This window comes from Spiroplasma endosymbiont of Polydrusus cervinus (assembly GCF_964019755.1).
Classification (GTDB): Bacteria; Bacillota_I; Bacilli_A; order Mycoplasmatales; family Mycoplasmataceae; genus Spiroplasma.
In genome coordinates this window covers 347159-372488 of record NZ_OZ026469.1, presented here as the reverse complement: position 1 = coordinate 372488, position 25330 = coordinate 347159, and the positions used below count along the sequence as shown (strand labels likewise).

Annotated in this window: 29 protein-coding genes, 5 tRNA genes and 10 pseudogenes; 34 read left to right on the top strand and 10 right to left on the bottom strand. The window is 25.3% G+C overall.

The genetic code is table 4. The features are described 5' to 3' along the window. Positions 1-393: 393 nt before the first annotated feature. From AACK78_RS02360 to AACK78_RS02340, 5 genes and pseudogenes are all read left to right on the top strand, one after another. Positions 394-990, top strand: a pseudogene (locus AACK78_RS02360) (IS30 family transposase); the annotation flags it as partial. Between the two features lie 69 nt (positions 991-1059). Beyond that, positions 1060-1323, top strand: coding sequence for a transposase family protein (locus AACK78_RS02355; protein ID WP_338954390.1), 264 nt, complete (start codon positions 1060-1062; stop codon positions 1321-1323). Further along, positions 1290-1562: pseudogene (locus tag AACK78_RS07380) on the top strand (hypothetical protein); the annotation flags it as partial. The gene AACK78_RS02355 and the pseudogene AACK78_RS07380, both read left to right, overlap by 34 nt. 21 nt (positions 1563-1583) lie before the next feature. Then, positions 1584-2180, top strand: a complete 597-nt coding sequence (locus tag AACK78_RS02350) for a DDE-type integrase/transposase/recombinase (protein ID WP_338956129.1) — start codon at positions 1584-1586, stop codon at positions 2178-2180. 180 nt (positions 2181-2360) lie between these two features. Beyond that, positions 2361-2495 carry a hypothetical protein gene (locus tag AACK78_RS02340; protein WP_338956127.1) on the top strand — a complete coding sequence of 45 codons (135 nt, stop codon included), beginning with the start codon at positions 2361-2363 and terminating at the stop codon, positions 2493-2495. Between the two features lie 126 nt (positions 2496-2621). Here AACK78_RS02340 and greA read toward each other — a convergent pair whose 3' ends face one another. The 6 genes and pseudogenes from greA to AACK78_RS02310 form a co-directional block, all read right to left on the bottom strand. Then, the gene (gene greA, locus AACK78_RS02335) at positions 2622-3092 is read right to left on the bottom strand and encodes a transcription elongation factor GreA (RefSeq protein WP_338956125.1); all 471 of its coding nucleotides are present in this window, start codon (positions 3090-3092) and stop codon (positions 2622-2624) included. Positions 3093-3311: 219 nt separating this feature from the next. Further along, positions 3312-3440 carry a hypothetical protein gene (locus AACK78_RS02330; protein ID WP_338956123.1) on the bottom strand — a complete coding sequence of 43 codons (129 nt, stop codon included), beginning with the start codon at positions 3438-3440 and terminating at the stop codon, positions 3312-3314. A 180-nt stretch (positions 3441-3620) separates the two neighbouring features. Continuing rightward, positions 3621-4217 (bottom strand): DDE-type integrase/transposase/recombinase, encoded by a 597-nt coding sequence (locus AACK78_RS02320; RefSeq protein ID WP_338956121.1) that lies wholly within the window; start codon positions 4215-4217, stop codon positions 3621-3623. Between the two features lie 21 nt (positions 4218-4238). Next, positions 4239-4304, bottom strand: a pseudogene (locus tag AACK78_RS07375) (hypothetical protein); the annotation flags it as partial. A 173-nt stretch (positions 4305-4477) separates the two neighbouring features. After that, on the bottom strand, positions 4478-4741 hold the full coding sequence (locus AACK78_RS02315) for a transposase family protein (RefSeq protein WP_338954390.1): 264 nt from the start codon (positions 4739-4741) through the stop codon (positions 4478-4480). 76 nt (positions 4742-4817) lie between these two features. Next, positions 4818-5475 (bottom strand): annotated as a pseudogene (locus AACK78_RS02310) (IS30 family transposase); the annotation flags it as partial. 80 nt (positions 5476-5555) lie between these two features. Here AACK78_RS02310 and AACK78_RS02300 point away from each other — a divergent pair. From AACK78_RS02300 to AACK78_RS02250, 11 genes and pseudogenes are all read left to right on the top strand, one after another. Then, positions 5556-5660, top strand: coding sequence for a lipoprotein (locus tag AACK78_RS02300; RefSeq protein WP_338956115.1), 105 nt, complete (start codon positions 5556-5558; stop codon positions 5658-5660). Positions 5661-5988: 328 nt separating this feature from the next. Then, a complete protein-coding gene (locus tag AACK78_RS02295; RefSeq protein ID WP_338956113.1) occupies positions 5989-6429 on the top strand; it encodes a hypothetical protein in 441 nt (146 codons plus the stop codon). Next, a complete protein-coding gene (locus AACK78_RS02290; protein ID WP_338956483.1) occupies positions 6342-6524 on the top strand; it encodes a methylated-DNA--[protein]-cysteine S-methyltransferase in 183 nt (60 codons plus the stop codon). Before AACK78_RS02295 ends, AACK78_RS02290 begins: the two co-directional genes overlap by 88 nt. A 123-nt stretch (positions 6525-6647) precedes the next feature. Beyond that, positions 6648-8300, top strand: coding sequence for a hypothetical protein (locus tag AACK78_RS02285; protein WP_338956112.1), 1653 nt, complete (start codon positions 6648-6650; stop codon positions 8298-8300). A gap of 52 nt (positions 8301-8352) precedes the next feature. Continuing rightward, positions 8353-9894, top strand: a complete 1542-nt coding sequence (locus tag AACK78_RS02280) for a sodium-dependent transporter (protein WP_338956110.1) — start codon at positions 8353-8355, stop codon at positions 9892-9894. Continuing rightward, positions 9894-10088, top strand: coding sequence for a hypothetical protein (locus AACK78_RS02275; protein ID WP_338956109.1), 195 nt, complete (start codon positions 9894-9896; stop codon positions 10086-10088). The genes AACK78_RS02280 and AACK78_RS02275 overlap by 1 nt, the downstream gene beginning before the upstream one ends. Positions 10089-10161: 73 nt before the next feature. Then, positions 10162-10320, top strand: a pseudogene (locus tag AACK78_RS02270) (IS30 family transposase); the annotation flags it as partial. 288 nt (positions 10321-10608) lie between these two features. Beyond that, the gene (locus AACK78_RS02265) at positions 10609-10884 is read left to right on the top strand and encodes a co-chaperone GroES family protein (RefSeq protein ID WP_338956106.1); all 276 of its coding nucleotides are present in this window, start codon (positions 10609-10611) and stop codon (positions 10882-10884) included. 21 nt (positions 10885-10905) lie between these two features. Then, positions 10906-12519 carry a chaperonin GroEL gene (groL, locus tag AACK78_RS02260; protein ID WP_338956104.1) on the top strand — a complete coding sequence of 538 codons (1614 nt, stop codon included), beginning with the start codon at positions 10906-10908 and terminating at the stop codon, positions 12517-12519. Positions 12520-12714: 195 nt separating this feature from the next. Beyond that, positions 12715-12846: a hypothetical protein gene (locus tag AACK78_RS02255; protein WP_338956100.1), complete on the top strand. Its 132-nt coding sequence runs from the start codon at positions 12715-12717 to the stop codon at positions 12844-12846. Between the two features lie 83 nt (positions 12847-12929). Further along, positions 12930-13715: a phosphotransferase gene (locus AACK78_RS02250; RefSeq protein WP_338956099.1), complete on the top strand. Its 786-nt coding sequence runs from the start codon at positions 12930-12932 to the stop codon at positions 13713-13715. On the opposite strand, the gene AACK78_RS02245 is transcribed toward AACK78_RS02250, so the two are convergent. Continuing rightward, positions 13712-14284 (bottom strand): DxFTY motif-containing membrane protein, encoded by a 573-nt coding sequence (locus AACK78_RS02245; protein ID WP_338956098.1) that lies wholly within the window; start codon positions 14282-14284, stop codon positions 13712-13714. The two genes, AACK78_RS02250 and AACK78_RS02245, sit on opposite strands and share 4 nt — an antisense overlap. Before the next feature lie 310 nt (positions 14285-14594). Here AACK78_RS02245 and AACK78_RS02240 point away from each other — a divergent pair, with 310 nt between their 5' ends. Further along, on the top strand, positions 14595-15317 hold the full coding sequence (locus AACK78_RS02240) for a hypothetical protein (RefSeq protein ID WP_338956096.1): 723 nt from the start codon (positions 14595-14597) through the stop codon (positions 15315-15317). Positions 15318-15727: 410 nt separating this feature from the next. Here the strand turns inward: AACK78_RS02240 and AACK78_RS02235 are convergent. Continuing rightward, a pseudogene (locus AACK78_RS02235) lies at positions 15728-16707 on the bottom strand (IS30 family transposase). Positions 16708-17004: 297 nt separating this feature from the next. Here AACK78_RS02235 and AACK78_RS02230 point away from each other — a divergent pair. The 17 genes and pseudogenes from AACK78_RS02230 (at position 17005) to AACK78_RS02160 (ending at position 23423) form a co-directional block, all read left to right on the top strand. Next, on the top strand, positions 17005-17217 hold the full coding sequence (locus tag AACK78_RS02230) for a hypothetical protein (RefSeq protein WP_338956094.1): 213 nt from the start codon (positions 17005-17007) through the stop codon (positions 17215-17217). 25 nt (positions 17218-17242) lie between these two features. Next, positions 17243-18137: pseudogene (locus AACK78_RS02225) on the top strand (IS30 family transposase); the annotation flags it as partial. Between the two features lie 300 nt (positions 18138-18437). Beyond that, positions 18438-19199, top strand: coding sequence for a Pr6Pr family membrane protein (locus tag AACK78_RS02220; protein ID WP_338956092.1), 762 nt, complete (start codon positions 18438-18440; stop codon positions 19197-19199). 384 nt (positions 19200-19583) lie between these two features. Beyond that, entirely contained in the window at positions 19584-19862 is a 279-nt protein-coding gene (locus tag AACK78_RS02215; protein ID WP_338956091.1) for a hypothetical protein, read from the top strand. Between the two features lie 172 nt (positions 19863-20034). Beyond that, on the top strand, positions 20035-20220 hold the full coding sequence (locus AACK78_RS02210; protein ID WP_338956089.1) for a hypothetical protein: 186 nt from the start codon (positions 20035-20037) through the stop codon (positions 20218-20220). Positions 20221-20244: 24 nt separating this feature from the next. Continuing rightward, a tRNA-Asn gene (locus tag AACK78_RS02205) sits at positions 20245-20320 on the top strand. A 30-nt stretch (positions 20321-20350) separates the two neighbouring features. Next, positions 20351-20426 (top strand) — tRNA-Glu (locus AACK78_RS02200). A gap of 4 nt (positions 20427-20430) precedes the next feature. Further along, a tRNA-Val gene (locus AACK78_RS02195) sits at positions 20431-20506 on the top strand. 16 nt (positions 20507-20522) lie between these two features. After that, positions 20523-20595, top strand: a tRNA-Thr gene (locus tag AACK78_RS02190). Between the two features lie 100 nt (positions 20596-20695). Beyond that, positions 20696-20780, top strand: a tRNA-Leu gene (locus AACK78_RS02185). A 97-nt stretch (positions 20781-20877) separates the two neighbouring features. Beyond that, a pseudogene (locus tag AACK78_RS02180) lies at positions 20878-20985 on the top strand (IS3 family transposase); the annotation flags it as partial. Positions 20986-21128: 143 nt separating this feature from the next. After that, positions 21129-21392, top strand: coding sequence for a transposase family protein (locus AACK78_RS02175; RefSeq protein ID WP_338954456.1), 264 nt, complete (start codon positions 21129-21131; stop codon positions 21390-21392). Further along, positions 21359-21631, top strand: a pseudogene (locus AACK78_RS07370) (hypothetical protein); the annotation flags it as partial. The gene AACK78_RS02175 and the pseudogene AACK78_RS07370, both read left to right, overlap by 34 nt. Positions 21632-21652: 21 nt before the next feature. Then, entirely contained in the window at positions 21653-22249 is a 597-nt protein-coding gene (locus AACK78_RS02170) for a DDE-type integrase/transposase/recombinase (protein WP_338954388.1), read from the top strand. 53 nt (positions 22250-22302) lie between these two features. Beyond that, complete coding sequence (locus AACK78_RS02165) at positions 22303-22566, top strand: transposase family protein (protein ID WP_338956087.1); 264 nt, start codon at positions 22303-22305, stop codon at positions 22564-22566. Further along, positions 22533-22805: pseudogene (locus AACK78_RS07365) on the top strand (hypothetical protein); the annotation flags it as partial. The gene AACK78_RS02165 and the pseudogene AACK78_RS07365, both read left to right, overlap by 34 nt. Before the next feature lie 21 nt (positions 22806-22826). Then, complete coding sequence (locus AACK78_RS02160; protein WP_338956085.1) at positions 22827-23423, top strand: DDE-type integrase/transposase/recombinase; 597 nt, start codon at positions 22827-22829, stop codon at positions 23421-23423. A gap of 9 nt (positions 23424-23432) precedes the next feature. On the opposite strand, the gene AACK78_RS02155 is transcribed toward AACK78_RS02160, so the two are convergent. Both AACK78_RS02155 and argS read right to left on the bottom strand, forming a co-directional pair. After that, positions 23433-23585: a hypothetical protein gene (locus tag AACK78_RS02155; RefSeq protein ID WP_338956084.1), complete on the bottom strand. Its 153-nt coding sequence runs from the start codon at positions 23583-23585 to the stop codon at positions 23433-23435. A gap of 47 nt (positions 23586-23632) precedes the next feature. Next, entirely contained in the window at positions 23633-25306 is a 1674-nt protein-coding gene (argS, locus tag AACK78_RS02150; protein WP_338956083.1) for an arginine--tRNA ligase, read from the bottom strand. Positions 25307-25330 lie beyond the last annotated feature (24 nt).

Below are 25330 nucleotides of genomic sequence, written 5' to 3'. Positions count from 1 at the left end.
CCACTTAGGTATTTAAATTGTAAATTGTAAATACCAAATCATAAAAAGTTAACTATTAATTTAGTTAACTTTTTTAAGTTAATTTTTAAGTTAATTATAGGAGGTTGAAATTATGCAAATAAAGCAATATTTAATTTTGCGGTCGTTAGTAAAAAAGTATGGTAAAAATATTGTTATTAATACTGTCAATAAGATTGCAAATGATATTGAAATTAAAAAGTAAAGAATAAATTATCCCGCGTAATTTACAATCTTCAATTAACTTTCAATTACTTCCAACTGGTGGTTGTTGTGGTTTGGGTTCTGGTTTATTACTCGCCGTTTTCACTATTATTTGGTTTTTCGCAACTAATTAATGATGTTGTACTTGTTGCTGTTAATCCGATTGCTCCTAAAATATTTAAAAAGGAAAATGGAACAATTAATATTCGAAAAATTGCTAAGCAAATGAATAGAGATTCTAGAACTATTTGGCAAGAGTTAAATATGTTTGATAATATTAATGATTATAATGCTGCAAAAGCACAAAAAATACATGATAAAAATAAAAAACAATGTCGTAAATATTCAATGTTAAATTCACAAGAATTAAGTTATTTTTCTAATGAATATAATAATTTTGGTCGTTCGCCACAAAATATTATTACTTCGTATGAATTACAATATAATGTAAAATTTGGTGTATGTTTTAAAACAATGTATAAATATATTAAATTAGGTTATTTTAATTTAAAAAAAGAAATGTTATATATTAAAAATAAAAAAAGAAAAACAAAAAATAGGGAACAAAATGATAATCGTGGAAAATTACTTAATATTAGAGATTATAAGCAATTTTTAAATGATTATGGAAATGATTTAAGTTTTAGTGGAATTTGAGAAATGGATACTCTTGATTGTGGTAATTTTCATTTGTTAGTTTTAGTAAATCGTAAATCAAAAATACTTTTTTATCATATTTTATTTAGTAAAAAGGCAAGTATTATAGTAGATAGACTGCACCCAAAAGAGTAAGTAAAAAAAAGTCTTTTCTAAACTTTAAAGGAGGTGCATTTTTATATGGCAAGAAAAGGACAAAAATTTAATAAATATACAGCATATTTTCGAAAAATGATAGTACAAGAGGTTAAAAATAATAGTATAAGTTTTATTGCAAAAAAATATCAAATTAATAAAAAAACTGTTGCTTCATGGTATGAAAATTTTAAGAAAGGAATTTTAAACACCAATAAAGGTCCAAAAGAATCATTTGAAAAAAGAGATTTAAACTATTACAAAGTTAGGTATGAATTACTAAAAAAGCTTCATGACTTTTACAATTAAATAAAAGAAAAATTGTATCTTTTATCAAAGAAAACATTAATAAATATCCACTAAATTTATTACTTGATATAACAGATTTAAAGCATAGTTATTGAGATAAATATAAAAATTATTCAAGTAATGGTAAGGATAGCGAATCATTAAAAAATATTGTAAAAGTCTATGAAGAAAATTTAAAACAATTTGGTTATCGTCGAATTACCAAATATTTAAAAGAAGATTATGGCATTATTTATAATGCTAAGAAAGTATTGCGAATTATGAAAGAAAATAATATTCAAGCTGAATATGTAAAGCGTATGCGTAGAAAAATATTAATAAAACAAAATAGAAATAAAAATATAATTAAATATCCTGATTTAGTAAATCGTAATTTTAATGATATTAAAGAAAGATTTTCAATTTTATTTACTGATGTAACTTATTTAATTTGAAATGGTAAAAAACATTATCAATCAACAATACTTGATGGATATACTAAAGAAATTATTGATGTAAAATGATCAAAATTTAATAATAACAAACTTGTACTTGATAATTTAAATGATGCAATTAATAAAATTAAAAAAATAAAAAAAGATTTAAATAAAATAATAATTCATTCAGATCACAGACATCAATATACATCTAAAGATTACAATAGTAAATGTTTAGATAACAAAATTATAATTTCAATGGGTAAAAATTATCATTGTGCAGACAACATTATTATTGAAAGTTTTCATTCATTACTTAAAAAAGGAACAATCCATAATAAAAATTATAAATCTCATAATGAATATATTAATGATGTTAAAAAATGAAATAAATGATATTCAAACCAAAAAGAAAAATATATAATAAATGAAAGTTTGTAAACCTTTTTATTAATACTTACTAAACAGGGGGCAGTCTAGTATATAACCGATAGAGGAAAAGAATTTTATAGATGAAAAACAATAGAAAAACATTTTAAAATAAGAGTTTATTTTTGTGATCCTGGTAAACCTCGCAAGAAAGCATTAGTAGAAAGAATAAATAGAGATATAAGGCGTTGATTGGCTCAAAATGAGCCATTAATTAATATTCGTAGTAGATTAAAATCTATTTTAGATATATTAAATACCAGAATTAGACCTTGCTTGGAAAATTTTACATCAAGACAATATTTTAAAAAAATTTTTTTAAATTAAATTAGTGTTTGTTAAGATTAGTAAAATTTATTTTTTGTTGTGTTTAATTTTATTAACTTTTTATGATTTAGTTTTACAGTATACAAGTTTCAAAAAAAGTAATTTTAAAATTACTTAATTTATTATTTACTCAACAGTTAGAATCTTAACCTTATATGGTTCTTGAATTCCTTTGATTTCAACTAAATCACCAACTTTTTTTCCAATAATTGCTTTCGCAATTGGTGATTCATTTGAAATTGTATTTTCAAAAGGATTTGCTTCAACCACCCCAACAATTTTAAGTTCATATTTTTTATTAATTAATAAATTAGTAAAAAATATGGTACTTCCTAATTTAATAATTCCTGTTTTTGATTTAACTTCTTTAATTTCTTTTGCTTTTGTTAATAATGATTCAATTTCTTTAATTCGCCCTTCAACTTCCGCTTGACGATTACGCGCTGCGTCATAATCAGCATTTTCTGATAAATCTCCTTGGGCACGAGCTTCTTTTAATTCTTCAATAACTTTCGGACGGACAACATTAATTAAATTATCTAATTCTTCTTGTAAGTCTTTAATTCCCTCTTTAGTTAACAAAATTTCTTCATTCATTGTGTTCTCACCGTTCTTCTCTGTTTTTAAATTACAATAATGTATACTGCAAAACTAAATGATAAAAAGTTAATAAAATTATAACAAATTAAAAATAAAAAACAATAATCACAAAAAATAGTAAATTAAAAATATTGTTTTTAATATTTATTTTTAAAATTATAAAATTAAACACAACAAAAAATAAATTTTACTAATCTTAACAAACACTAATTTAATTTAAAAAAATTTTTTAAAATATTGTCTTGATGTAAAATTTTCCAAGCAAGGTCTAATTCTGGTATTTAATATATCTAAAATAGATTTTAATCTACTACGAATATTAATTAATGGCTCATTTTGAGCCAATCAACGCCTTATATCTCTATTTATTCTTTCTACTAATGCTTTCTTGCGAGGTTTACCAGGATCACAAAAATAAACTCTTATTTTAAAATGTTTTTCTATTGTTTTTCATCTATAAAATTCTTTTCCTCTATCGGTTATATACTAGACTGCACCCTGTTTAGTAAGTATTAATAAAAAGGTTTACAAACTTTCATTTATTATATATTTTTCTTTTTGGTTTGAATATCATTTATTTCATTTTTTAACATCATTAATATATTCATTATGAGATTTATAATTTTTATTATGGATTGTTCCTTTTTTAAGTAATGAATGAAAACTTTCAATAATAATGTTGTCTGCACAATGATAATTTTTACCCATTGAAATTATAATTTTGTTATCTAAACATTTACTATTGTAATCTTTAGATGTATATTGATATCTGTGATCTGAATGAATTATTATTTTATTTAAATATTTTTTTATTTTTTTAATTTTATTAATTGCATCATTTAAATTATCAAGTACAAGTTTGTTATTATTAAATTTTGATCATTTTACATCAATAATTTCTTTAGTATATCCATCAAGTATTGTTGATTGATAATGTTTTTTACCATTTCAAATTAAATAAGTTACATCAGTAAATAAAATTGAAAATCTTTCTTTAATATCATTAAAATTACGATTTACTAAATCAGGATATTTAATTATATTTTTATTTCTATTTTGTTTTATTAATATTTTTCTACGCATACGCTTTACATATTCAGCTTGAATATTATTTTCTTTCATAATTCGCAATACTTTCTTAGCATTATAAATAATGCCATAATCTTCTTTTAAATATTTGGTAATTCGACGATAACCAAATTGTTTTAAATTTTCTTCATAGACTTTTACAATATTTTTTAATGATTCGCTATCCTTACCATTACTTGAATAATTTTTATATTTATCTCAATAACTACGCTTTAAATCTGTTATATCAAGTAATAAATTTAGTGGATATTTATTAATGTTTTCTTTGATAAAAGATACAATTTTTCTTTTATTTAATTGTAAAAGTCATGAAGCTTTTTTAGTAATTCATACCTAACTTTGTAATAGTTTAAATCTCTTTTTTCAAATGATTCTTTTGGACCTTTATTGGTGTTTAAAATTCCTTTCTTAAAATTTTCATACCATGAAGCAACAGTTTTTTTATTAATTTGATATTTTTTTGCAATAAAACTTATACTATTATTTTTAACCTCTTGTACTATCATTTTTCGAAAATATGCCGTATATTTATTAAATTTTTGTCCTTTTCTTGCCATATAAAAATGCACCTCCTTTAAAGTTTAGCAAAGACTTTTTTTCTTTACTTACTTTTTTGGATGCAGTCTATCTATCTATAATACTTGCCTTTTTACTAAATAAAATATGATAAAAAAGTATTTTTGATTTACGATTTACTAAAACTAACAAATAAAAATTACCACAATCAAGAGTATCCATTTCTCAAATTCCACTAAAACTTAAATCATTTCCATAATCATTTAAAAATTGCTTATAATCTCTAATATTAAGTAATTTTCCACGATTATCATTTTGTTCCCTATTTTTTGTTTTTCTTTTTTTATTTTTAATATATAACATTTCTTTTTTTAAATTAAAATAACCTAATTTAATATATTTATACATTGTTTTAAAACATACACCAAATTTTACATTATATTGTAATTCATACGAAGTAATAATATTTTGTGGCGAACGAAAAAAATTATTATATTCATTAGAAAAATTACTTAATTCTTGTGAATTTAACATTGAATATTTACGACATTGTTTTTTATTTTTATCATGTATTTCTTTGTGCTTTTGCAGCATTATAATTATTAATATTATCAAACATATTTAACTCTTGCCAAATAGCTCTATAATCTTTATTCATTTGCTTAGCAATTTTTCGAATATTAATTGTTCTATTTTCCTTTTTAAATAATTCATTATCTTTTAATTTTTCCAAATTTACTCTTTCATTAAAATCTAATCTTTCATATTTTTTCACACTTTACCTCCTAAAATATTTAAAATGTTATAATTTATGTGCAATAATTATAACATTTTAAATATTTTAGGAGGTAAGGTGTGAAAAAATTGTTAAGTATTTTAGGAGCAATCGGATTAAGAGCAACAAGTACAACATCATTAATTAGTTGCGAAAAACCAAATAATAGTGAAAACGGCGAGTAATAAACCAGAACCCAAACCACAACAACCACCAGTTGGAAGTAATTGAAAGTTAATTGAAGATTGTAAATTACGCGGGATAATTTATTCTTTACTTTTTAATTTCAATATCATTTGCAATCTTATTGACAGTATTAATAACAATATTTTTACCATACTTTTTTACTAACGACCGCAAAATTAAATATTGCTTTATTTGCATAATTTCAACCTCCTATAATTAACTTTTTATGATTTGGTATTTACAATTTATATAAATTAATAGTATAATTTAAATACCTTAAAGCACAAAAATTTATTTTAATCAAAAGCAGCAACAGGAGGTTAGAAAATGGCCGAAGCAAGGTTAATTAAATGATATTATATTAATTTAACGGTTAATAATTGAAATTTATATGTTGCTGTTTCTGATCAAGGCCTGACTTTTATTGGTTCTAATAACAAGGGGTTTTGTGAATTAGAATCTTGGCAAAAGAAAAAGAGCCCTAATATTTTGTTAATTGCTGATCAAACGGGGAAAACAACACCTGTTGTGACACAATTAAGAGAATATTTAACAGGCAAACGAACAAATTTTACTTTATCGTTTGATTTTACGGGGACTTCTTTTCAAAAAAAGTTTGAGCAGAGGTTGCTAAAATTCCTTATGGAACAACAACTTGCTATGCTGATATTGCACAGAAAATTGGATATCCGCAAGCAATGCGGGCAGTGGGGACAGCAATTGGGAATACTGCTATGACAATTATTGTTCCATGTCATCGTGTTTTAGGCAAAAATAATGCTTTACGTGGTTATCGTGGTTGGGTTAGAAATGAAAGCATCGTTATTACAATTAGAAAATATTTGATAATTATATTTTATTAGTAGCATTAGTTAGTTTAAAAGTATGCTTTTTAAAAGTCCTTTTTTGTTTAAAATAAGTTGTATTTTAAATTAAACTAGTGTGTAGTAGTAATAAATTTTTAAAATATAAAAGGAGAAAAAATTATGGGAAAGTTTCATGCAATAGCGAGTAGTTTATGAGTGTTTGGAACTGTTAATTTGGCATTTATACCAACTACTAATTTTGTTGATTCAAATGGATACCTTGGATTAAGAAATATTACATCAACCAGTCAAGATGATTTTATCTATTCTGGACGAATATTGCTTGAATTTATTTATAAATCATCAAATATTAGTAGTAACAGTACAATAAGAAAAATCGAAAAAAATATTATTCAAAATAAAGATACCATTTATAATGGTTCAGATAAGACATGGAATGTTACAATAAATCAAAAAGAACTGTTTGAAATGTCGTTAATCGGTTCAATTGTCAACATTAGTAGTTATGGAATGGAAAGTTGAAAAGAATTTTTTGCGGAAGCATATGCGAAGTGAACAACAACACCAGATGCGATGAAAAATAAGAGTTGAGAAATTTTGAATGAGTTTTTTATTGAGATTTATGCGCCCTTACAAAAAACTAATTTTGGTTCACAAATAAGTACGCTTCAAAAGAGCCATGATTTCATTGATCAGTATCTTGCGTCATCAAAAATTATTTACGATACTAATTTAGAAAAAAAACCATCTGATGCTGTTAATTTAAAATATAGTTCTAATATTTTTGGTTCTCGTTTTGGGTTACAACAAACAATTCCAATGGGAGGAAAAGAGAGTTATACTTTTAATGCTCTTAAAACAGCATTAATTATGTGACAATCAAATAAAAATAAGGACATTAAAAATATTCATTTTCCTATTTTAAGTAGTGTAATATACCAAAATATTATTACCAATGGATGATGGGATTTATCTGATGAATTAGCAAAAATGATGAATGATTCCTATACGAAAGCCCAAAGGTCATCCCGTAGAAAATATGAAGATTTTATGAGTGCGGCAAAACAAAAGAATTATGCATCATTTGATAAATTAGATCAGACTTTAAAAACTTTAACAAGGTATGAGAATAATTATTATCACCGAAAAGGTAGCACCATTTTCTTAAAAGATAGTATTCAAGCAGTTCAAGATTATTATCGTTGAAGTGATGATGAAGTTAGGGCTTTTAAAAATCAAATTTTGGATTTATTTAATATAACCTATGCTGTAACGAATAATAATTTTAAATATTTCTTAACGGGTTTTATTTTTTCACCAGATGCCCGATTGGCAAATCAATCGGGACGGACAGCAGCTTATACAAGTTATTCTTTTGAAAATGTGATAGGAACAAGAAATCAAATTATTACAACAAGAAAAGCAAATGTTGTTATTTCTACTGAAGGAATTAATAATATTATGCGTGGAAGAGTTCGTTCGCAATATAATAGTGGATGATGAAGTACACCGAATCAATTTTATATTTTAAATCATGAGATGGGACATGCTATTGATGCTTATTATGGAATGATTAAAGAAGCCCGTAATAAGGCACAAGATTATTTTAAAGACATTTTAGATAATCTTGGGGTTAGCGGTCAATATTCAGGGAATATTTTTGGTTACGATGATATTTCTAGTTATAATCAAAAAGTTAATCTTATTAAAATTATTTTAATTGTTATTTTTGGGATTTTTTGTACAAGTATTATTATTGCCGTTATTTTGGGGGCACGTCCCAAGCTGCCACCACAAAACAAAAAAGATTAATAAAAAATGCAACAATCTTGCATTTTTTATTTAAAAGCAAAGGAGGAGAAAAATGAGTAGTAAGAAGCAAATGACAAAATTTGGATTTATTGTTTCATCGTTAGGAGCTGCAATTGGCTTAGGGGTAATTTGAGGGTTACCTGGTTATATTAATAAAAATGGGGGATTTTATTTTTTCTTAATTTATATTTTGGCAATGTTAATTGTTGGGGTGCCCTTATTAATTTTTGAATTTAATTTGGGGAATCTCTGTCGGAAAAGTGTTATTAATATTTTTGATAAGGAAAGTGTGCGCTTTAGCCGGTTTATGGGGTGATTTCAAGCGACATTAATGATTATTATTCCGATTTATTATTCAGTACTAGTTGGTTATACGATTATTTCAATTGGGATTGAGTTTAGTCCGACCTTAATTAGTAATGTTGATGGGAATATTTTTAATCATCAGATTTTAGAACAGGGTGGTTTTGGCGTCACAAATAATGGTGGTTTTCAATGAATTGTCTTTTTAGCTTTTCTATTTGTGGTCTTGTTAGTTGGAATTATTTTATTATTTGGAATTAAAGGAATTGAAAAAGTTAATAAGTTTTTTATGCCCTTATTATTTTTAATTATTTTAATTTTAGCAATTTATATTTTAACTGTTCCCGGTAGCCACCAAGGATTAGCAACATTATTTTTACCCGAAAATTTAAAAAAATTACAACAAAGTGAAGCCTGATCAAGTGTTTTTTTCCTAGCCTTTTTTACAACATCATTAGGGATGGGAATGATGTTGCGGTTTGCTGGTGTTGGACCGCATAACCAAGATAATGCTTCAAAAGCGTATTTATTGGTAATTGGAATTTTATTTTTATCGATTACTAATTTTATTTTTATTTTTGGCGCATCAGGAGCAATCGTTAATAATTTAGTTATGGATAAAAGTAATATTTTATTATTTCAACAACAAATTGCCGCAAAGTTCGGGAATGATTCAATGGTTTTTGTTTTTAATGTTTTACCCGAAACATTCCACATTATTAATCAGAATACTGCCGTCGGAGTTGGGAATTTCTTAGGGGTTTTATTCTTTCTCGCTTTATTTATTGCTGGATTAAGTACAACAGTCGGGAATGTCGAAGTTATTGTTGATGCGATTGAAACGCAATATGAAATTAGTAATCAAAAAGTAATTTGTGGAATTTGTTCAATAATTATTTTGGTTGGTTTAGCATTAGTTTTTGAAAGTACTTACCAAGTAATTAATTCATTCCAATTGTTAGCAGCAGGGTTAGATTTAATTTTAGTATCGTTAGCCCAAATTATTTTCTTTGTTTGATATGCCAAAAAAATTCATATTATTATAAATTACAATAATCAAGTGTCATGAATTAAATTACGAAAATTATATCAATTAATGATGCATTATTTAATTCCCTTGATTTTAGGGGTTATTATTGGCTTTTCAATTTATGATTTTATTATTAGTTGTACTAAAAATATGTGATATATTTCAGTCTTAGCGTTTGTTTTAGGAATTTTTGTACCAGTCTTAGTGGCAAGTCTAAATAGTTATTATGGAATAAAATGCGAAAAAGGCGGGGTAAAATAATGTTAGTCACAATTGCTATTGTTGTCTTATTGGTTTTAGCAACTTTATTAGCTGTTGCTTTTGGTTTTTTTATTTATAAGGATTGACAACGTAGTCAGCATACATTAGAGGTTGACCAAAAGCTGGCAATAGAAAATAAATTAGAAATAGATTTAGAACCAAGTTTAGATCATAAAACTGATAAAGGGGAGTAGGTTTAATATTTCTTAATTATCATAATATTTTATAATTTCAGTCAATTCAATAGTTGATGAATATTTTACAAATATAAATAGAGATATAAGGCGTTGATTGGGTCAAAATGAGCCATTAATTAATATTCGTAGTAGATTAAAATCTATTTTAGATATATTAAATACCACAATTAGACCTTGCTTGGAAAATTTTATATCAAGACAATATTTTAAAAAAATTTTTTTAAATTAAATTAGTGTTTGTTAAGATTAGTAAAATTTATTTTTTGTTGTGTTTAATTTTATAATTTTAAAAATAAATATTAAAAAAAATATTTTTAATTTGTTATAATCTTATTAACTTTTTATAATTTAGTTTTACAGTATACAGTTAAAATCTTTCTTTTGAGAAAGATTTTTTATTTTGTTTGCATTTCCAATTTAAAAATACTTGCATTTTTTTCTAAAATTTGTTAAATATATTATTGGCAGTTACATATGCCATTTGCTAATAGTTCATATTAATAAGGAGGGACAAGATATGATCAAACCAGTAGGCAAAAATATTGTCTTAGAAAAAGAAGAAAAACAAGAAACATTTATTAATGGAATTTATTTACAAGAAGATGAGAAAAGTAAAAGTCATATTGGGAAAATAATTGCAATTAGTACCGAAATTAGTAAAGATGGAACATTTGAAGGCAAGATGAACAGTAAAGTTCTTTATCGTGAATATGCCGGAACTGAAATTGAATGCAATAATAAAAAATTAGTTGTAATTCCAGCAGATGATATCTTAGGTGTCATTGAAGAATAGGATTCAAGGGGGAATAGAATTATGTCAAAATCAATTAAATTTGCTGAAGAAGCAAGAATGATGTTAATTAATGGAATTAATAAATTAACAGATACAGTGAAAGTTACTTTAGGACCAAAAGGAAAATATGTTTTATTAGAAAAAACTTATGGCTCACCATTAATTACTAATGATGGAGTGACAATTTCAAAAGAAATTGAATTAAGCAATCATTTTGAAAATATGGGGGCTAAATTAGTAACAGAAGTTGCCAATAAAACAAATGATGTTGCTGGGGACGGAACAACAACGGCGATTGTTTTAACGCAAGCAATTGTGAAAGAAGGCTTAAAAAATATTACGGCAGGGGCTAATGCAGTCGCAGTTCGAAATGGAATTGAAAAAACAGTTAATAAAATTGTTGAGTTATTAAAACAATCTGCTAACCAAATTAAATCAAAAGCAGAAATTGCTCAAGTAGCAAGTGTTAGTTCAAAAGACCCGGAAATTGGTGATTTAATTGCTGAAATTATGGAAAAGGTTGGGAATGATGGGGTTATTACCATTGAAGAATCAAAAACAATTAATACTGAAACAAGTGTAACTGAAGGATTACAATTTGATAAAGGATATTTATCACAATATATGGTAACGGATAGTGAAAAAATGTTAACAGAATTTGATAATCCTTATATTTTAATTACTGATAAAAAGATTAGTAATATGAAAGAAATTTTACCAATTTTAGAAAAAATTGTTGAAGAAGGACGCCCCTTATTAATTATTGCTGATGATGTTGATGGAGATGTTTTACCAACATTGTTATTAAACAAAATGCGTGGTGCTTTTAATATTTGTGTTGTTAAAGCGCCAGAATTTGGTGATAACCGTAAAAAAATATTAGAAGATATTGCTGTATTAGTAAAAGGAACATTTGTTAGCGCTGATTTAGGAATGGATTTCAAAACATTAACGCTAGCTGATTTAGGAATAGCAAAAAAAGTAATTGTTTCAAAAGATACAACAACAATTGTTGAAGGTAAAGGAACAAAAGCGGAATTAGAGGCAAGAAAAGAATTCATTCGAAACCAAATTAAAAGCGAATCATCATCATTTGAGCAAGAGAAATTACAAAAAAGATTAGCAAAACTTGCAGGGGGTATTGGAATTATTAAAGTTGGAGCTCCAACCGAAACCGAAATGAGAGAGAAAAAATTACGAATTGAAGATGCCTTAAATTCAACAAAAGCAGCAGTAGAAGAAGGAACTGTTGCTGGTGGTGGAACAGCCTTAGTACAGGTTGGGAAAAAATTAGGAGATTTAAAACTAAATGATGAAGAAAAAATAGGATTAAATATTGTGTTGCGGGCAATTGAAGAACCAGTTCGCCAAATTGCCGCTAATGCTGGTGTTGAAGGTTCAGTTATTGTTAATAAATTAAAAGAACAACCAGATAATATTGGGTACAATGCAGCAACAGGCGTATGAGAAGATATGATTAAGGCAGGTATTGTTGATCCCGTAAAAGTAACACGCTATGCTTTACAACATGCAGGGAGTGTTAGTGCCTTATTATTGACAACTGAAGCGATTGTTGTTAATAATGAAGAAGATAGTCAACCAAAAACACCAAGTTATCCTGATTTAGGAATGTAATTAGATTAAAATAAATTAAAAAAACTAAGTAAGACTGCACCCAAAAAAGTAAGTAAAGAAAAAAAGTCTTTGCTAAATTTTTATAGGGGGTGCATTTTTATGTGTAAATTGTAAATACCAAATCATAAAAAGTTAACTATTAATTTAGTTAACTTTTTAAGTTAATTTTTAAGTTAATTATAGGAGGTTAAAATTATGCAAATAAAGCAATATTTAATTTTGCGGTCGTTAGTGAAAAAGTATCGTAAAGATATTGTTATGTATACTGTAAAACTAAATCATAAAAATTTAATAAAATTATTGTTTTTTATTTTTAATTTGTTATAATCTTATTAACTTTTTATGATTTAGTTTTACAGTATACAGCATAATAAAATTAATAAAATATTGAAATGAAAGGCAACGATATCATGAAATACCGAATTAAAACAAAACTGAATTTAGGTATTACTAATAAAAATTATCAAAGTATTGATAATTTTTTTATACGCTACAGTAATCCTTTTACTAACTTATTCATTGACCATCAAAATGAAATTTTTGTTTTAGAACAAATTAAAAATACTAATTTAACTTTGCCAATTGTTGACTATGGTTATGATAATGAGCATTTCTTTTTAGTAACCCCCTACTATCCAACTTTACAACCACTTAGTGCTGTTAAAATAACAAAGCAAGTCCTATCACAAGTTGCCACAATAATTCAACAATTATGAGCCATTGAAATTAGGCCAAATTCAAAAATTAAAACTTTTAATCCCCAACAATTTTTAACAACCTTTAAAATAGCGGTACAAAAAAAATTAGTTAATTTAGCCCCTTATGAAGATAAAATAATTTATGCAAAATTAAAACCATCAGAACTTATCTTATGCCATAATGATTTGAATAGTGGTAACTTAGTCTTTTTAGATCATAATTTGTACTTAATTGATTTTGAGTATGCAATGTTGAATGACAAATTTTTTGATATTGCTTCATTCGCTTCTGAAACATTAACAACAAAAGCAGACCAAACTGCTTGATTTAGTCTTTTTAATTTAACACCTAGCCAACAAGAAAAAGTAGCAATGTGAATGTATTATCAAAATATTCTTTGAATTTATTGAGCTAATTATATATATGAACAAACAAACCAAAAGATTTTCTTGGACATTATTGAAGGAAAATGAACTAATTTACAAAAAAATAATTAAGGTTCTTTTGTCGGGAATGGTGGATCTTGTAATGCCTTATTATCCTTTTGATCAGCAGGGGCCAAATAATGCTTTTGCGCTTTTTTCATTTGGAAATGCGCGCGTAAATTGCACATTCATACGGCGATAAAGGTTCCAAAAAAAATCGCAATTAGTAAAAAAAGAAAGGAAACTAAACAACGATAGAGAATTTTATCTCATCCTCATCAATACCCTGTCAAATAAATCCCATATAAAGTTCAAGATAAAGTAATTGTATAAGTAAACTGGTCCGCTTGATGACAATGTAAAACAAAACCAAGGCCAGTCAATAAAAAGACGCTAACAATCATTGCTAAGCCAAAGTCAATCCCAACGCCAACATCAAAATGATAGGTAAAATTTAAATCTGGGGAAGTTAAGAAAAACAATAATAAAAATGGCCCTACTGCTTCAATAATTAAAAATAAAAAGCTTTTTCAAAATCCTGTTCGTGAAGCATGAAATGCTAAATCATTTTGCATTTCTGGTGGTAAATGTTCTCAATTATTAGTAGATTCTTTTTTATTATCCTTTTTAATGACTTTCATAAGAATTATTAACTCCTCTTTTCTCTTATTTTGGATTGGCAACCCTTTTTAGGACACTTTTTATATGGACTGTTGTTTTCTAAATTCAACAGGTGCTGTATATTGTAAAACTAAATCATAAAAAGTTAATAAAATTATAACAAATTAAAAATAAAAAACAATAATCACAAAAAATAGTAAATTAAAAATATTGTTTTTTATTTACTATTTTTTGTGATTATTGTTTTTTATTTTTAATTTGTTATAATTTTATTAACTTTTTATGATTTAGTTTTACAATATACAATATATAAAATTAGAGGCAAGAGATATGTTTAAATTATGAAGACGAAAAAAAACTGAAGCAAGAATAGTAAATTTAGCAACAGCTAATACTTTTGATGACGAAATTGAAGGATTTAGCGGGATTAGTTTTAGCGATGAACCATTTAGAATTGATTTAGCTAAATCAATAACACGAACGAAATCACCAAATTCGGAAATAAAAGATAATGAAGAACAAGAGTTAAAACAAGAACCAAAAGATGTTAACAATATCCATTATCTTGTGCAAAATGCTCGTCACCAAATCAATAAATACAAAGAAGAAAATAATGTGAATGAACATGAAAATTTATTAGAACGCTTAGAACAATTAAAAAAATTACGTGATAGTTCCCAAGCCCAACCAAATGAATTTCAACAAATGTTAAATCGTATTAAAGAACGTAATTTTAATGATCGTATGACATATATTATGGAACGAATTAAAGTTTTTCATCGTGATGATGATAAATTAGAATTAGACCAAAATGTTAAGCCATTAGAAGTAAAAAAGAATAACAAAGTAGGGAAAAAAAATAAAATTACAATTACTGGTGATAAAGAAGAAATTACGAGTTTAAAACAAAAATTACCAAATAATCCTTTGAATAATATTGAGGAAAAAGATAATCTTACCATTACTTTATCTGTTGAACAATTTCAACAAGTTGTTCGTGATACAGTGGAAGATGTTTTAGTTGAGTTGGGAATTAAAAATAAAGATGAATAATTTTCCCTTTATTTTTGTTTATTTTAATTTTAGATTGGAGCGGAAAAATTGATGAAAATAGCGTTATTTGGTGGTAGTTTTGATTTTTTTCATACTGATCATTTAACAATGATTAATCTTTGTATACTGTAAAACTAAATCATAAAAAGCTAATAAAATTATAACAAATTAAAAATAAAAAACAATAATCACAAAAAAATTAAATTAAAAACATTGTTTTTAATATTTATTTTTAATGGCATTGCGTAGATACAAGCTCCAAATTTGTATCTCTTATTAAATTAATAATAACATTATTTAAAATAAATGCAACTATTTTTTTAAAAAAATAAATTATTTTTAAATTGTTATTATTTTGAACATATTTTGACACACTAAAAAATAATTTATTAAATTTAATTAATAAAAATTTACTTAATATTTTTTAAAAACATTGCTTTTGCACTTACTCAGTTTAAACATGGTCGAAGTTTATCATTTATAATATTAACTACCCAATCTATTTCTTGTTGCATAACATTATTAAAATCTGTTCATTTGGGAAACCAATGTCTAAGTTCAGAGTTCATATATTCAATTAATGGTTTTTGTTGTGGTTTACCAGGATCACAAAAATAAACTTGTGTTTCAGCAAATATTTCCATTTCTCTCCATTTACTAAATTCTTTTCCTCTATCAGTTATTATTCCTTTAATTTTACCAATTAAATTATTGTTTATAACAATATCTTTAAATTTTTCTACAACTTCATTAGCAGTATTATTTTTTAATTTGATTACAAAGTAATTTTTACTTGATTGTTCTACTAAAACTAAATTACTAGATTGATGATCTTTACCAACTACAGTATCCATTTCAAATAAACCAACATTATATTTTTTATTTTCAATATCTCATATTGATTTAAAATTATTTAATTTACCACGATTATCAGGTTTTCCTTTCATTTTATATTTCTTACCATGATGTCGTAAATTTTTTTATTTAAACCTAATAATTTTAAATTAATTCATTTATAAAAAGTTTTAACACAAGCAGGAAATTTAGCACCAAATTTTATAAAATAACGATGAATAATTTGTATTGGTGAATCATGAAGAATATTAAATCGTAAATTTAATCATTCTTTCTGTTCTTCTGTAAATTCGGGTAGTTTTTTAATACATTTTTTCCGCTTTTGTTTATAATCTTTTTGTGCTTTATAAGGGGTGTAATCTTCTATATTTTTAAATCGCTTAATCTCTCTTTTAATAGTATTAATATCTCTTCCAGTTTGTCTTGCTATTTCAGATAAATTAATTGTGCCGTTTTTCTTTTTACAACTATCAGATAATAATAAATCCTTAAACAAATCTCGCTCATCAAATTTTACATGTGTATATTTTTTCATATCTTTGTATCTCCAATCTTTTTATTTAAATTTATTTATACACTATTTTTTTAAAAAGATATTGACAAAAATTTTAAGAATTATACAATTAAATTGTAACAAGTAACAAATTTGTATCTCTATTACTTGTATTACAAAATAAAGGAGTAAAGTAATTCACTTTTTTTATTTTGATGTAAAATGTAAGTAATAAAAAAAGAACCATTGTGGTTCTTTTATACATTTCTATAACTTACTCTTTTATTTAATCACATTCATTAAATAATAGCAATTTTAATATGCAAAAAGGAGTAAAAAATGAAAGAATTTAATCCAAAAACAGCAAATTTACGAACATTTGAGCGTAAAATAGAGCAGTTTTGACATGATAAATTACCTAATATTCCCTATACTTTAAATGATTTAACCAATAAATTAAACCTTTCTAACAGATGAAGATATGAAACTTACAAGAGCAAGAAGATAGTACCTTTACTTGAAATAGACTGCACCCTGTTTAGTAAGTATTAATAAAAAGGTTTGCAGTCTACAATTTAATATTTGAAAAATTACTAAGCAAATGAATAGAGATTATAGAACTATTTGGCAAGAGTTAAATATGTTTTGATAATATTAATAATTATAATGCTGCAAAAGCACAAAAAATACATGATAAAAATAAAAAACAATGTCGTAAATATTCAATGTTAAATTCACAAGAATTAAGTCATTTTTCTAATGAATATAATAATTTTGGTCGTTCGCCACAAAATATTATTACTTCGTATGAATTACAATATAATGTAAAATTTGGTGTATGTTTTAAAACAATATATAAATATATTAAATTAGGTTATTTTAATTTAAAAAAAGAAATGTTATATTTTAAAAATAAAAAAAGAAAAACAAAAAATGGGGAACAAAATGATAATCGTGGAAAATTACTTAATATTAGAGATTATAAGCAATTTTTAAATGATTATGGAAATGATTTAAGTTTTAGTGGAATTTGAGAAATGGATACTCTTGATTGTGGTAATTTTTATTTGTTAGTTTTAGTAAATCGTAAATCAAAAATACTTTTTTATCATATTTTATTTAGTAAAAAGGCAAATATTGTATTAACAATTTTAATGAAAATGATTAAACAAATTGGTATTAGTAAATTTAGTTGTATTTTAACCTATAGAGAAAAAGAATTTTATAGATGAAAAAGAATAGAAAAACATTTTCAAATAAGAGTTTATTTTTGTGATCCTGGTAAACCTCGTCAGAAAGCATTAGTAGAAAGAATAAATAGAGATATAAGGCGTTGATTGGGTCAAAATGAGCCATTAATTAATATTCGTAGTAGATTAAAATCTATTTTAGATATATTAAATACCACAATTAGACCTTGCTTGGAAAATTTTACATCAAGACAATATTTTAAAAAAATTTTTTTAAATTAAATTAGTGTTTGTTAAGATTAGTAAAATTTATTTTTTGTTGTGTTTAATTTTATAATTTTAAAAATAAATATTAAAAACAATATTTTTAATTTAATATTTTTTGTAATTATTGTTTTTTATTTTTAATTTGTTATAATTTTATTAACTTTTTATGATTTAATTTTACAGTATACAAATAGAAAGAGGTATTAAATGCAAAATTTTATCAAATATTATTGTTGCAATTGAAGGTTTTGATTTAAAATAGTTGTCGCAATGATTGCTTTATTTGGTTTAATAACAGATTATTTAACAAATTTAATGTATTTAGATAAAATGATTGTGACTGGAAGTGATCAAAAACCAATATATTTATGAGCTGTGTATGATAAAGCGGGGGTAATTAGTCATTGAAATTATGCTGGTTATACTATGTCATGAATTTCGTATTTTACAACCCAATCAAATTTTTTAGTATTAATTTGATTTTTAATTGCAATTATTGGTCATCGGCATGAAGGAATTATTAAACCATTAAAAACATATTTTTCATTATCAGTTACAGTTTATATTACTGTTACTTGTTTAATTTATAATTTCTTATTATTACCATCAATTTTGAAAAATAAAGATTTAACTTGAAATGCGATTCGCTGAGCAGGACAAATTATGTTGCATGTTGTTGTTCCTTTATTAACCATTTTTTATATTGTTGGCTTTACTAAACAATCAACATTAGTTTCAACAAGGCAATTTTATCAACAAAAATTAGGATGATATTTTCTTTATCCAATTTTGTATGGGGTCTATGGAATTATTAAAGGAATTTTATGTAAGTACAGTGGGATGCATCCGAACATTGCTTATCAGTATTTCTTTTTACAAATAACAAACCCAAAAGTAGCAGGGTTATCGGGAATTGTTTGGTTTGTGATTGCCATTGTATTAATTTCCGGGATTATTCTTGCTTTTGGTAGTTTATATCATTTTATTATTTTGAAACTTGCGAAATATCCGCAACAAGGTAATGTAAATTGTAAATACCAAACCAGAAAAAGCACAACAACTACCAGTTGAAAGTAATTGAAAGTTAATTGAAGATTGTAAATTACGCGGGATAATTTATTCTTTACTTTTTAATTTCAATATCATTTGCAATCTTATTGACAGTATTAATAACAATATCTTTACCATACTTTTTCACTAACGACCGAAAAATTAAATATTGCTTTATTTGCATAATTTCAATCTCCTATAATTAACTTAAAAAGTTAACTAAATTAATAGTTAATTTTTTATGATTTGATATTTACAATTTACAGTTTTATGTAAATATCTATTTAATTTAAAATATGCTTTACAATCACCAGTCATTAAGAAAAATTATATATATAAAGGAAATATTAAAATGACAGAACACGATGCATGAAAACATTTACAATATTTTTTAAAAAATGAGGATAAATAATGACTATAACAGAATTAATAAAATTTGACAAACTTAAAGAAGGAAATGAAACTCTTAAAAAAGAACTTGCCGAAAAAGAACAAGAAATTAATAGTTTTAAACAACAAATAGATATGGCACATTATTTTAATCAAAATTTAGATAGTAAAATTAAAGAATTAAAACAACAAATATTATTTAAAGAAGATTTTCTTATTGTTCCTGATTTAAAGAATAGCTATAGAGGTTATATTTCGAAAGAAAAATATGAAAAATTACCTAGTAAGGATGTGAAATAATGTCCCAAACTAAAAGTAATTTATCTAAAAAATCAATAACTAATAAACCTAAAATTAAAAATAAAAGATTTAATAAATTAGAATTAACTGTTAGATTACATTAAAATCCTATTAAAACTAAAATTAAGGCACTGGTTGCCGGTGGTATTGAAGTTAATGCTTGTTCTGCGAAATGCCACTGAGACGTGTATACTGTAATGATAATATTTGTATTAATACTGGTAATGATTGAGAATTAGTTGATACAAGTGACTTAATGGTTGGAACTACTAGCTATAATATCGTACAGTATACGTATTTTAGAAAAAATAAAAAAAGGATAAAAATAGTTGCTTGTTTTTTAATTTTTAGTATATAATAAATAAGGTTAAAAAAATGCCATGCCTAGTTAGCTCAGTCGGTAGAGCATTCGGCTGTTAACCGATCGGTCGCAGGTTCGAGTCCTGCACTAGGCGCCATTATTTTTTTGACAATTTTTAATATTTAACGGCCTGTTGGTGAAGCGGTTAACACACATGCTTTTCACGCATGCACTCACGGGTTCAAATCCCGTACAGGTCACCATTTTCGGGTGTTAGCTCAGTTGGGAGAGCGCCTGCCTTACAAGCAGGTGGTCAGCGGTTCAAGTCCGTTACACCCGACCATTTTTTATATTAATGAACTGGCTTAGCTCAGTAGGTAGAGCAACTGACTTGTAATCAGTAGGTTGGGAGTTCGATTCTTCTAGCCAGAGCACCATTGACTGTTGGCTCAGTAGGGTAACCAACTGGTTCTTAACCAGTTGGTCAAAGGTCCAAGTCCTTTACAGAAGACCATTTTTTAAAACCGACTACCTGGGTGTGGCGGAACTGGCAGACGCACCAGACTTAGGATCTGGCGGGGTAACTCGTGGGGGTTCAAGTCCCTTCACCCGGACCATAAATAAACAATAAATTAACACTTTTAAAGTGTTTTTTATTTTTAATTTGTTATAATGTTATTAACTTTTTATGATTTAGTTTTACAGTATACACAATTAAAATACAAATTATTTGACTTTGTGCATTGATATAACAATATTCGAATTCACGGTAGTTTAAATTATTTAACACCTGTTGAATTTAGAAAACAACAGTCCATATAAAAAGTCTCCTAAAAAGGGTAGACTATACTGCACCCAAAAAAGTAAGTAAAGAAAAAAAGTCTTTGCTAAACTTTAGACTGCACCCAAAAGAGTAAGTAAAGAAAAAAAGTCTTTGCTAAACTTTAAAGGAGGTGTATTTTTATATGGCAAGAAAAGGACAAAAATTTAATAAATATACAGCATATTTTCGAAAAATGATAGTACACGAGGTTAAAAATAATAGTATAAGTTTTATTGCAAAAAAATATCAAATTAATAAAAAAACTGTTGCTTCATGGTATGAAAATTTTAAGAAAGGAATTTTAAACACCAATAAAGGTCCAAAAGAATCATTTGAAAAAAGAGATTTAAACTATTACAAAGTTAGGTATGAATTACTAAAAAAGCTTCATGACTTTTACAATTAAATAAAAGAAAAATTGTATCTTTTATCAAAGAAAACATTAATAAATATCCACTAAATTTATTACTTGATATAACAGATTTAAAGCGTAGTTATTGAGATAAATATAAAAATTATTCAAGTAATGGTAAGGATAGCGAATCATTAAAAAATATTGTAAAAGTCTATGAAGAAAATTTAAAACAATTTGGTTATCGTCGAATTACCAAATATTTAAAAAAAGATTATGGCATTGTTTATAATGCTAAGAAAGTATTGCGAATTATGAAAGAAAATAATATTCAAGCTGAATATGTAAAGCGTATGCGTAGAAAAATATTAATAAAACAAAATAGAAATAAAAATATAATTAAATATCCTGATTTAGTAAATCGTAATTTTAATGATATTAAAGAAAGATTTTCAATTTTATTTACTGATGTAACTTATTTAATTTGAAATGGTAAAAAACATTATCAATCAACAATACTTGATGGATATACTAAAGAAATTATTGATGTAAAATGATCAAAATTTAATAATAACAAACTTGTAATTGATAATTTAAATGATGCAATTAATAAAATTAAAAAAATAAAAAAAGATTTAAATAAAATAATAATTCATTCAGATCACGGATATCAATATACATCTAAAGATTACAATAGTAAATGTTTAGATAACAAAATTATAATTTCAATGGGTAAAAATTATCATTGTGCAGACAACATTATTATTGAAAGTTTTCATTCATTACTTAAAAAAGGAACAATCCATAATAAAAATTATAAATCTCATAATGAATATATTAATGATGTTAAAAAATGAAATAAATGATATTCAAACCAAAAAGAAAAATATATAATAAATGAAAGTTTGTAAACCTTTTTATTAATACGTACTAAACGGGGTGCAGTCTAGAGGTGCATTTTTATATGGCAAGAAAAGGACAAAAATTTAATAAATATACAGCATATTTTCGAAAAATGATAGTACAAGAGGTTAAAAATAATAGTATAAGTTTTATTGCAAAAAAATATCAAATTAATAAAAAAACTGTTGCTTTATGGTATGAAAATTTTAAGAAAGGAATTTTAAACACCAATAAAGGTCCAAAAGAATCATTTGAAAAAAGAGATTTAAACTATTACAAAGTTAGGTATGAATTACTAAAAAAGCTTCATGACTTTTACAATTAAATAAAAGAAAAATTGTATCTTTTATCAAAGAAAACATTAATAAATATCCACTAAATTTATTACTTGATATAATAGATTTAAAGCGTAGTTATTGAGATAAATATAAAAATTATTCAAGTAATAGTAAGGATAGCGAATCATTAAAAAATATTGTAAAAGTCTATGAAGAAAATTTAAAACAATTTGGTTATCGTCGAATTACCAAATATTTAAAAGAAGATTATGGCATTGTTTATAATGCTAAAAAAGTATTGCGAATTATGAAAGAAAATAATATTCAAGCTGAATATGTAAAGCGTATGCGTAGAAAAATATTAATAAAACAAAATAGAAATAAAAATATAATTAAATATCCTGATTTAGTAAATCGTAATTTTAATGATATTAAAAAAAGATTTTCAATTTTATTTACTGATGTAACTTATTTAATTTGAAATGGTAAAAAACATTATCAATCAACAATACTTGATGGATATACTAAAGAAATTATTGATGTAAAATGATCAAAATTTAATAATAACAAACTTGTAATTGATAATTTAAATGATGCAATTAATAAAATTAAAAAAATAAAAAAAGATTTAAATAAAATAATAATTCATTCAGATCACGGATATCAATATACATCTAAAGATTACAATAGTAAATGTTTAGATAACAAAATTATAATTTCAATGGGTAAAAATTATCATTGTGCAGACAACATTATTATTGAAAGTTTTCATTCATTACTTAAAAAAGGAACAATCCATAATAAAAATTATAAATCTCATAATGAATATATTAATGATGTTAAAAAATGAAATAAATGATATTCAAACCAAAAAGAAAAATATATAATAAATGAAAGTTTGTAAACCTTTTTATTAATACTTACTAAACAGGGTGCAGTCTAGAAATGCTTTCTGACTAGTATGTTTGATTTTAATGTTTTTTATTAAAATTAAAACGTAAAGAACAAATAACAATAATAATATTAATGGATTAAATAAAAAAACATCTCAATTATCTTGTAACACCTAGGCACCCTCTTTCTGTCTTATAGATTATAACATAACTTAAATAATTACATCTGTTCAATAACATTAATCCCTAATAAATTAAAGGCATTTGATAAAACTTGATAAATTACTTTGATAAATACTAAGCGTTGTTTTGTTAATTCTAAGTTATCTAAATTAATAACTTTTGATTCATTATAATATGAATGGAATTGACGTGCAATACTTTGGACATAATCACAGATAAGATGTGGTTGGCGCAATTTTGCGGCTCCTTCAATGCAACGATTAAATAGATCAATCTGATTTAAAAGATCTAATTCTTTTTGCGAAGTTAATAATTCAAAACTCGTCACATCACTAATACTAATCTTGTTTTTTTTCGCTTGTTGCAAAACGCTATTGCAACGAGCGGTGGCATATTGTACATAATAAACCGGATTTTTCGAAGAATGCTCTTTTAAAATTCCAATATCTAAGTCCATATGACTTTGCGCACTTTTTGAAGCTAACATATAACGAATTGGATCAACACCAATTTCTTCAATTAAATCAATTAACCAAACGGCTGTTCCTTTCCGTTTACTCATTTTATATTCAGCCCCGTCTTTAATTAGCCGCACCATTTGAATCATATCCATATCTAAAACATCTTTTTGATACCCTAATAACTGTAAACCAGCTAACATACGGATAATATAGCCGTGATGATCACCACCCCAAAAGTTAACTAATTTATCCGCTTTGCTGCGCATTAAACGTTCATTGTGCGCTGCTAAATCCGGGGTAATATAAGTTAAATCACCATTCGATTTAACTAAAACCCGATCTTTATCATCCCCAAAATGAGTTGTTTTTAATCATAATGCGCCATCTTGTTCATAAGTTTTTCCTAATTTAGCATATTGCGCTAACGTTGCATCAATTTTACCACCTTCATACATTGCCGCTTCTGAAGAATAATATTCAATATCAACGCGAAATAGTTTTAATTGGTTTTTAATTATATCTAAAAATAAATCAATTGATTTTTGGCGAAAGATTTGGTGGACTTCGGGATCACTAATTTTATAATCTTTATCAAAAGTTAAATTAATAAATTTATCTTGATAATGATCAACAAAATATTGGGCAACATCATTATACATTTCCCCACGATATATTTCAGGAGGAAATTCAGTTTTCTTTCCTAATAAATTTAAATAACTAACAAAAACAGTCACAGCTAAAGTATTGATTTGATTACCAGCATCATTAACATAATATTCAGTTTGAACATGATAACCAGCTGCTCGTAAAATGCGCGCAACACTATCCCCAATTGCCCCATTTTGTGCATGACCAATATGTAAGAAACCAGTTGGGTTCGCTGAAACAATTTCTAAATTATAAGTAAACTTTTTCGGAGCAGAATGCCCATATGTTGTTTGTAGTTTTAAAACATCATTAATAACTCGATGTAACTGTTCATCAGCTAGGGTAAAATTAATAAATCCAGCCCCAGCAATCTCAATTTTTTTAAAATATGATTTATTATCTTTTTCAATAAAAGCAATAATTTCCGCAGCAATTTTATTAGGAGCCTTTTTTAAATCCTTTGCTAATAACAAAGCTAAATTGGATGATAAATGGCCAAATCCTTCTTGACGGGGCTTTTCAACCATGACTGGGATTGTTAAATTGCTGGCTTTTAGATATTCTTGTAAAATATTTTCAATTAATTTAACATTCGTATTCATAATTATGCTTCCTTTCTTCTTATT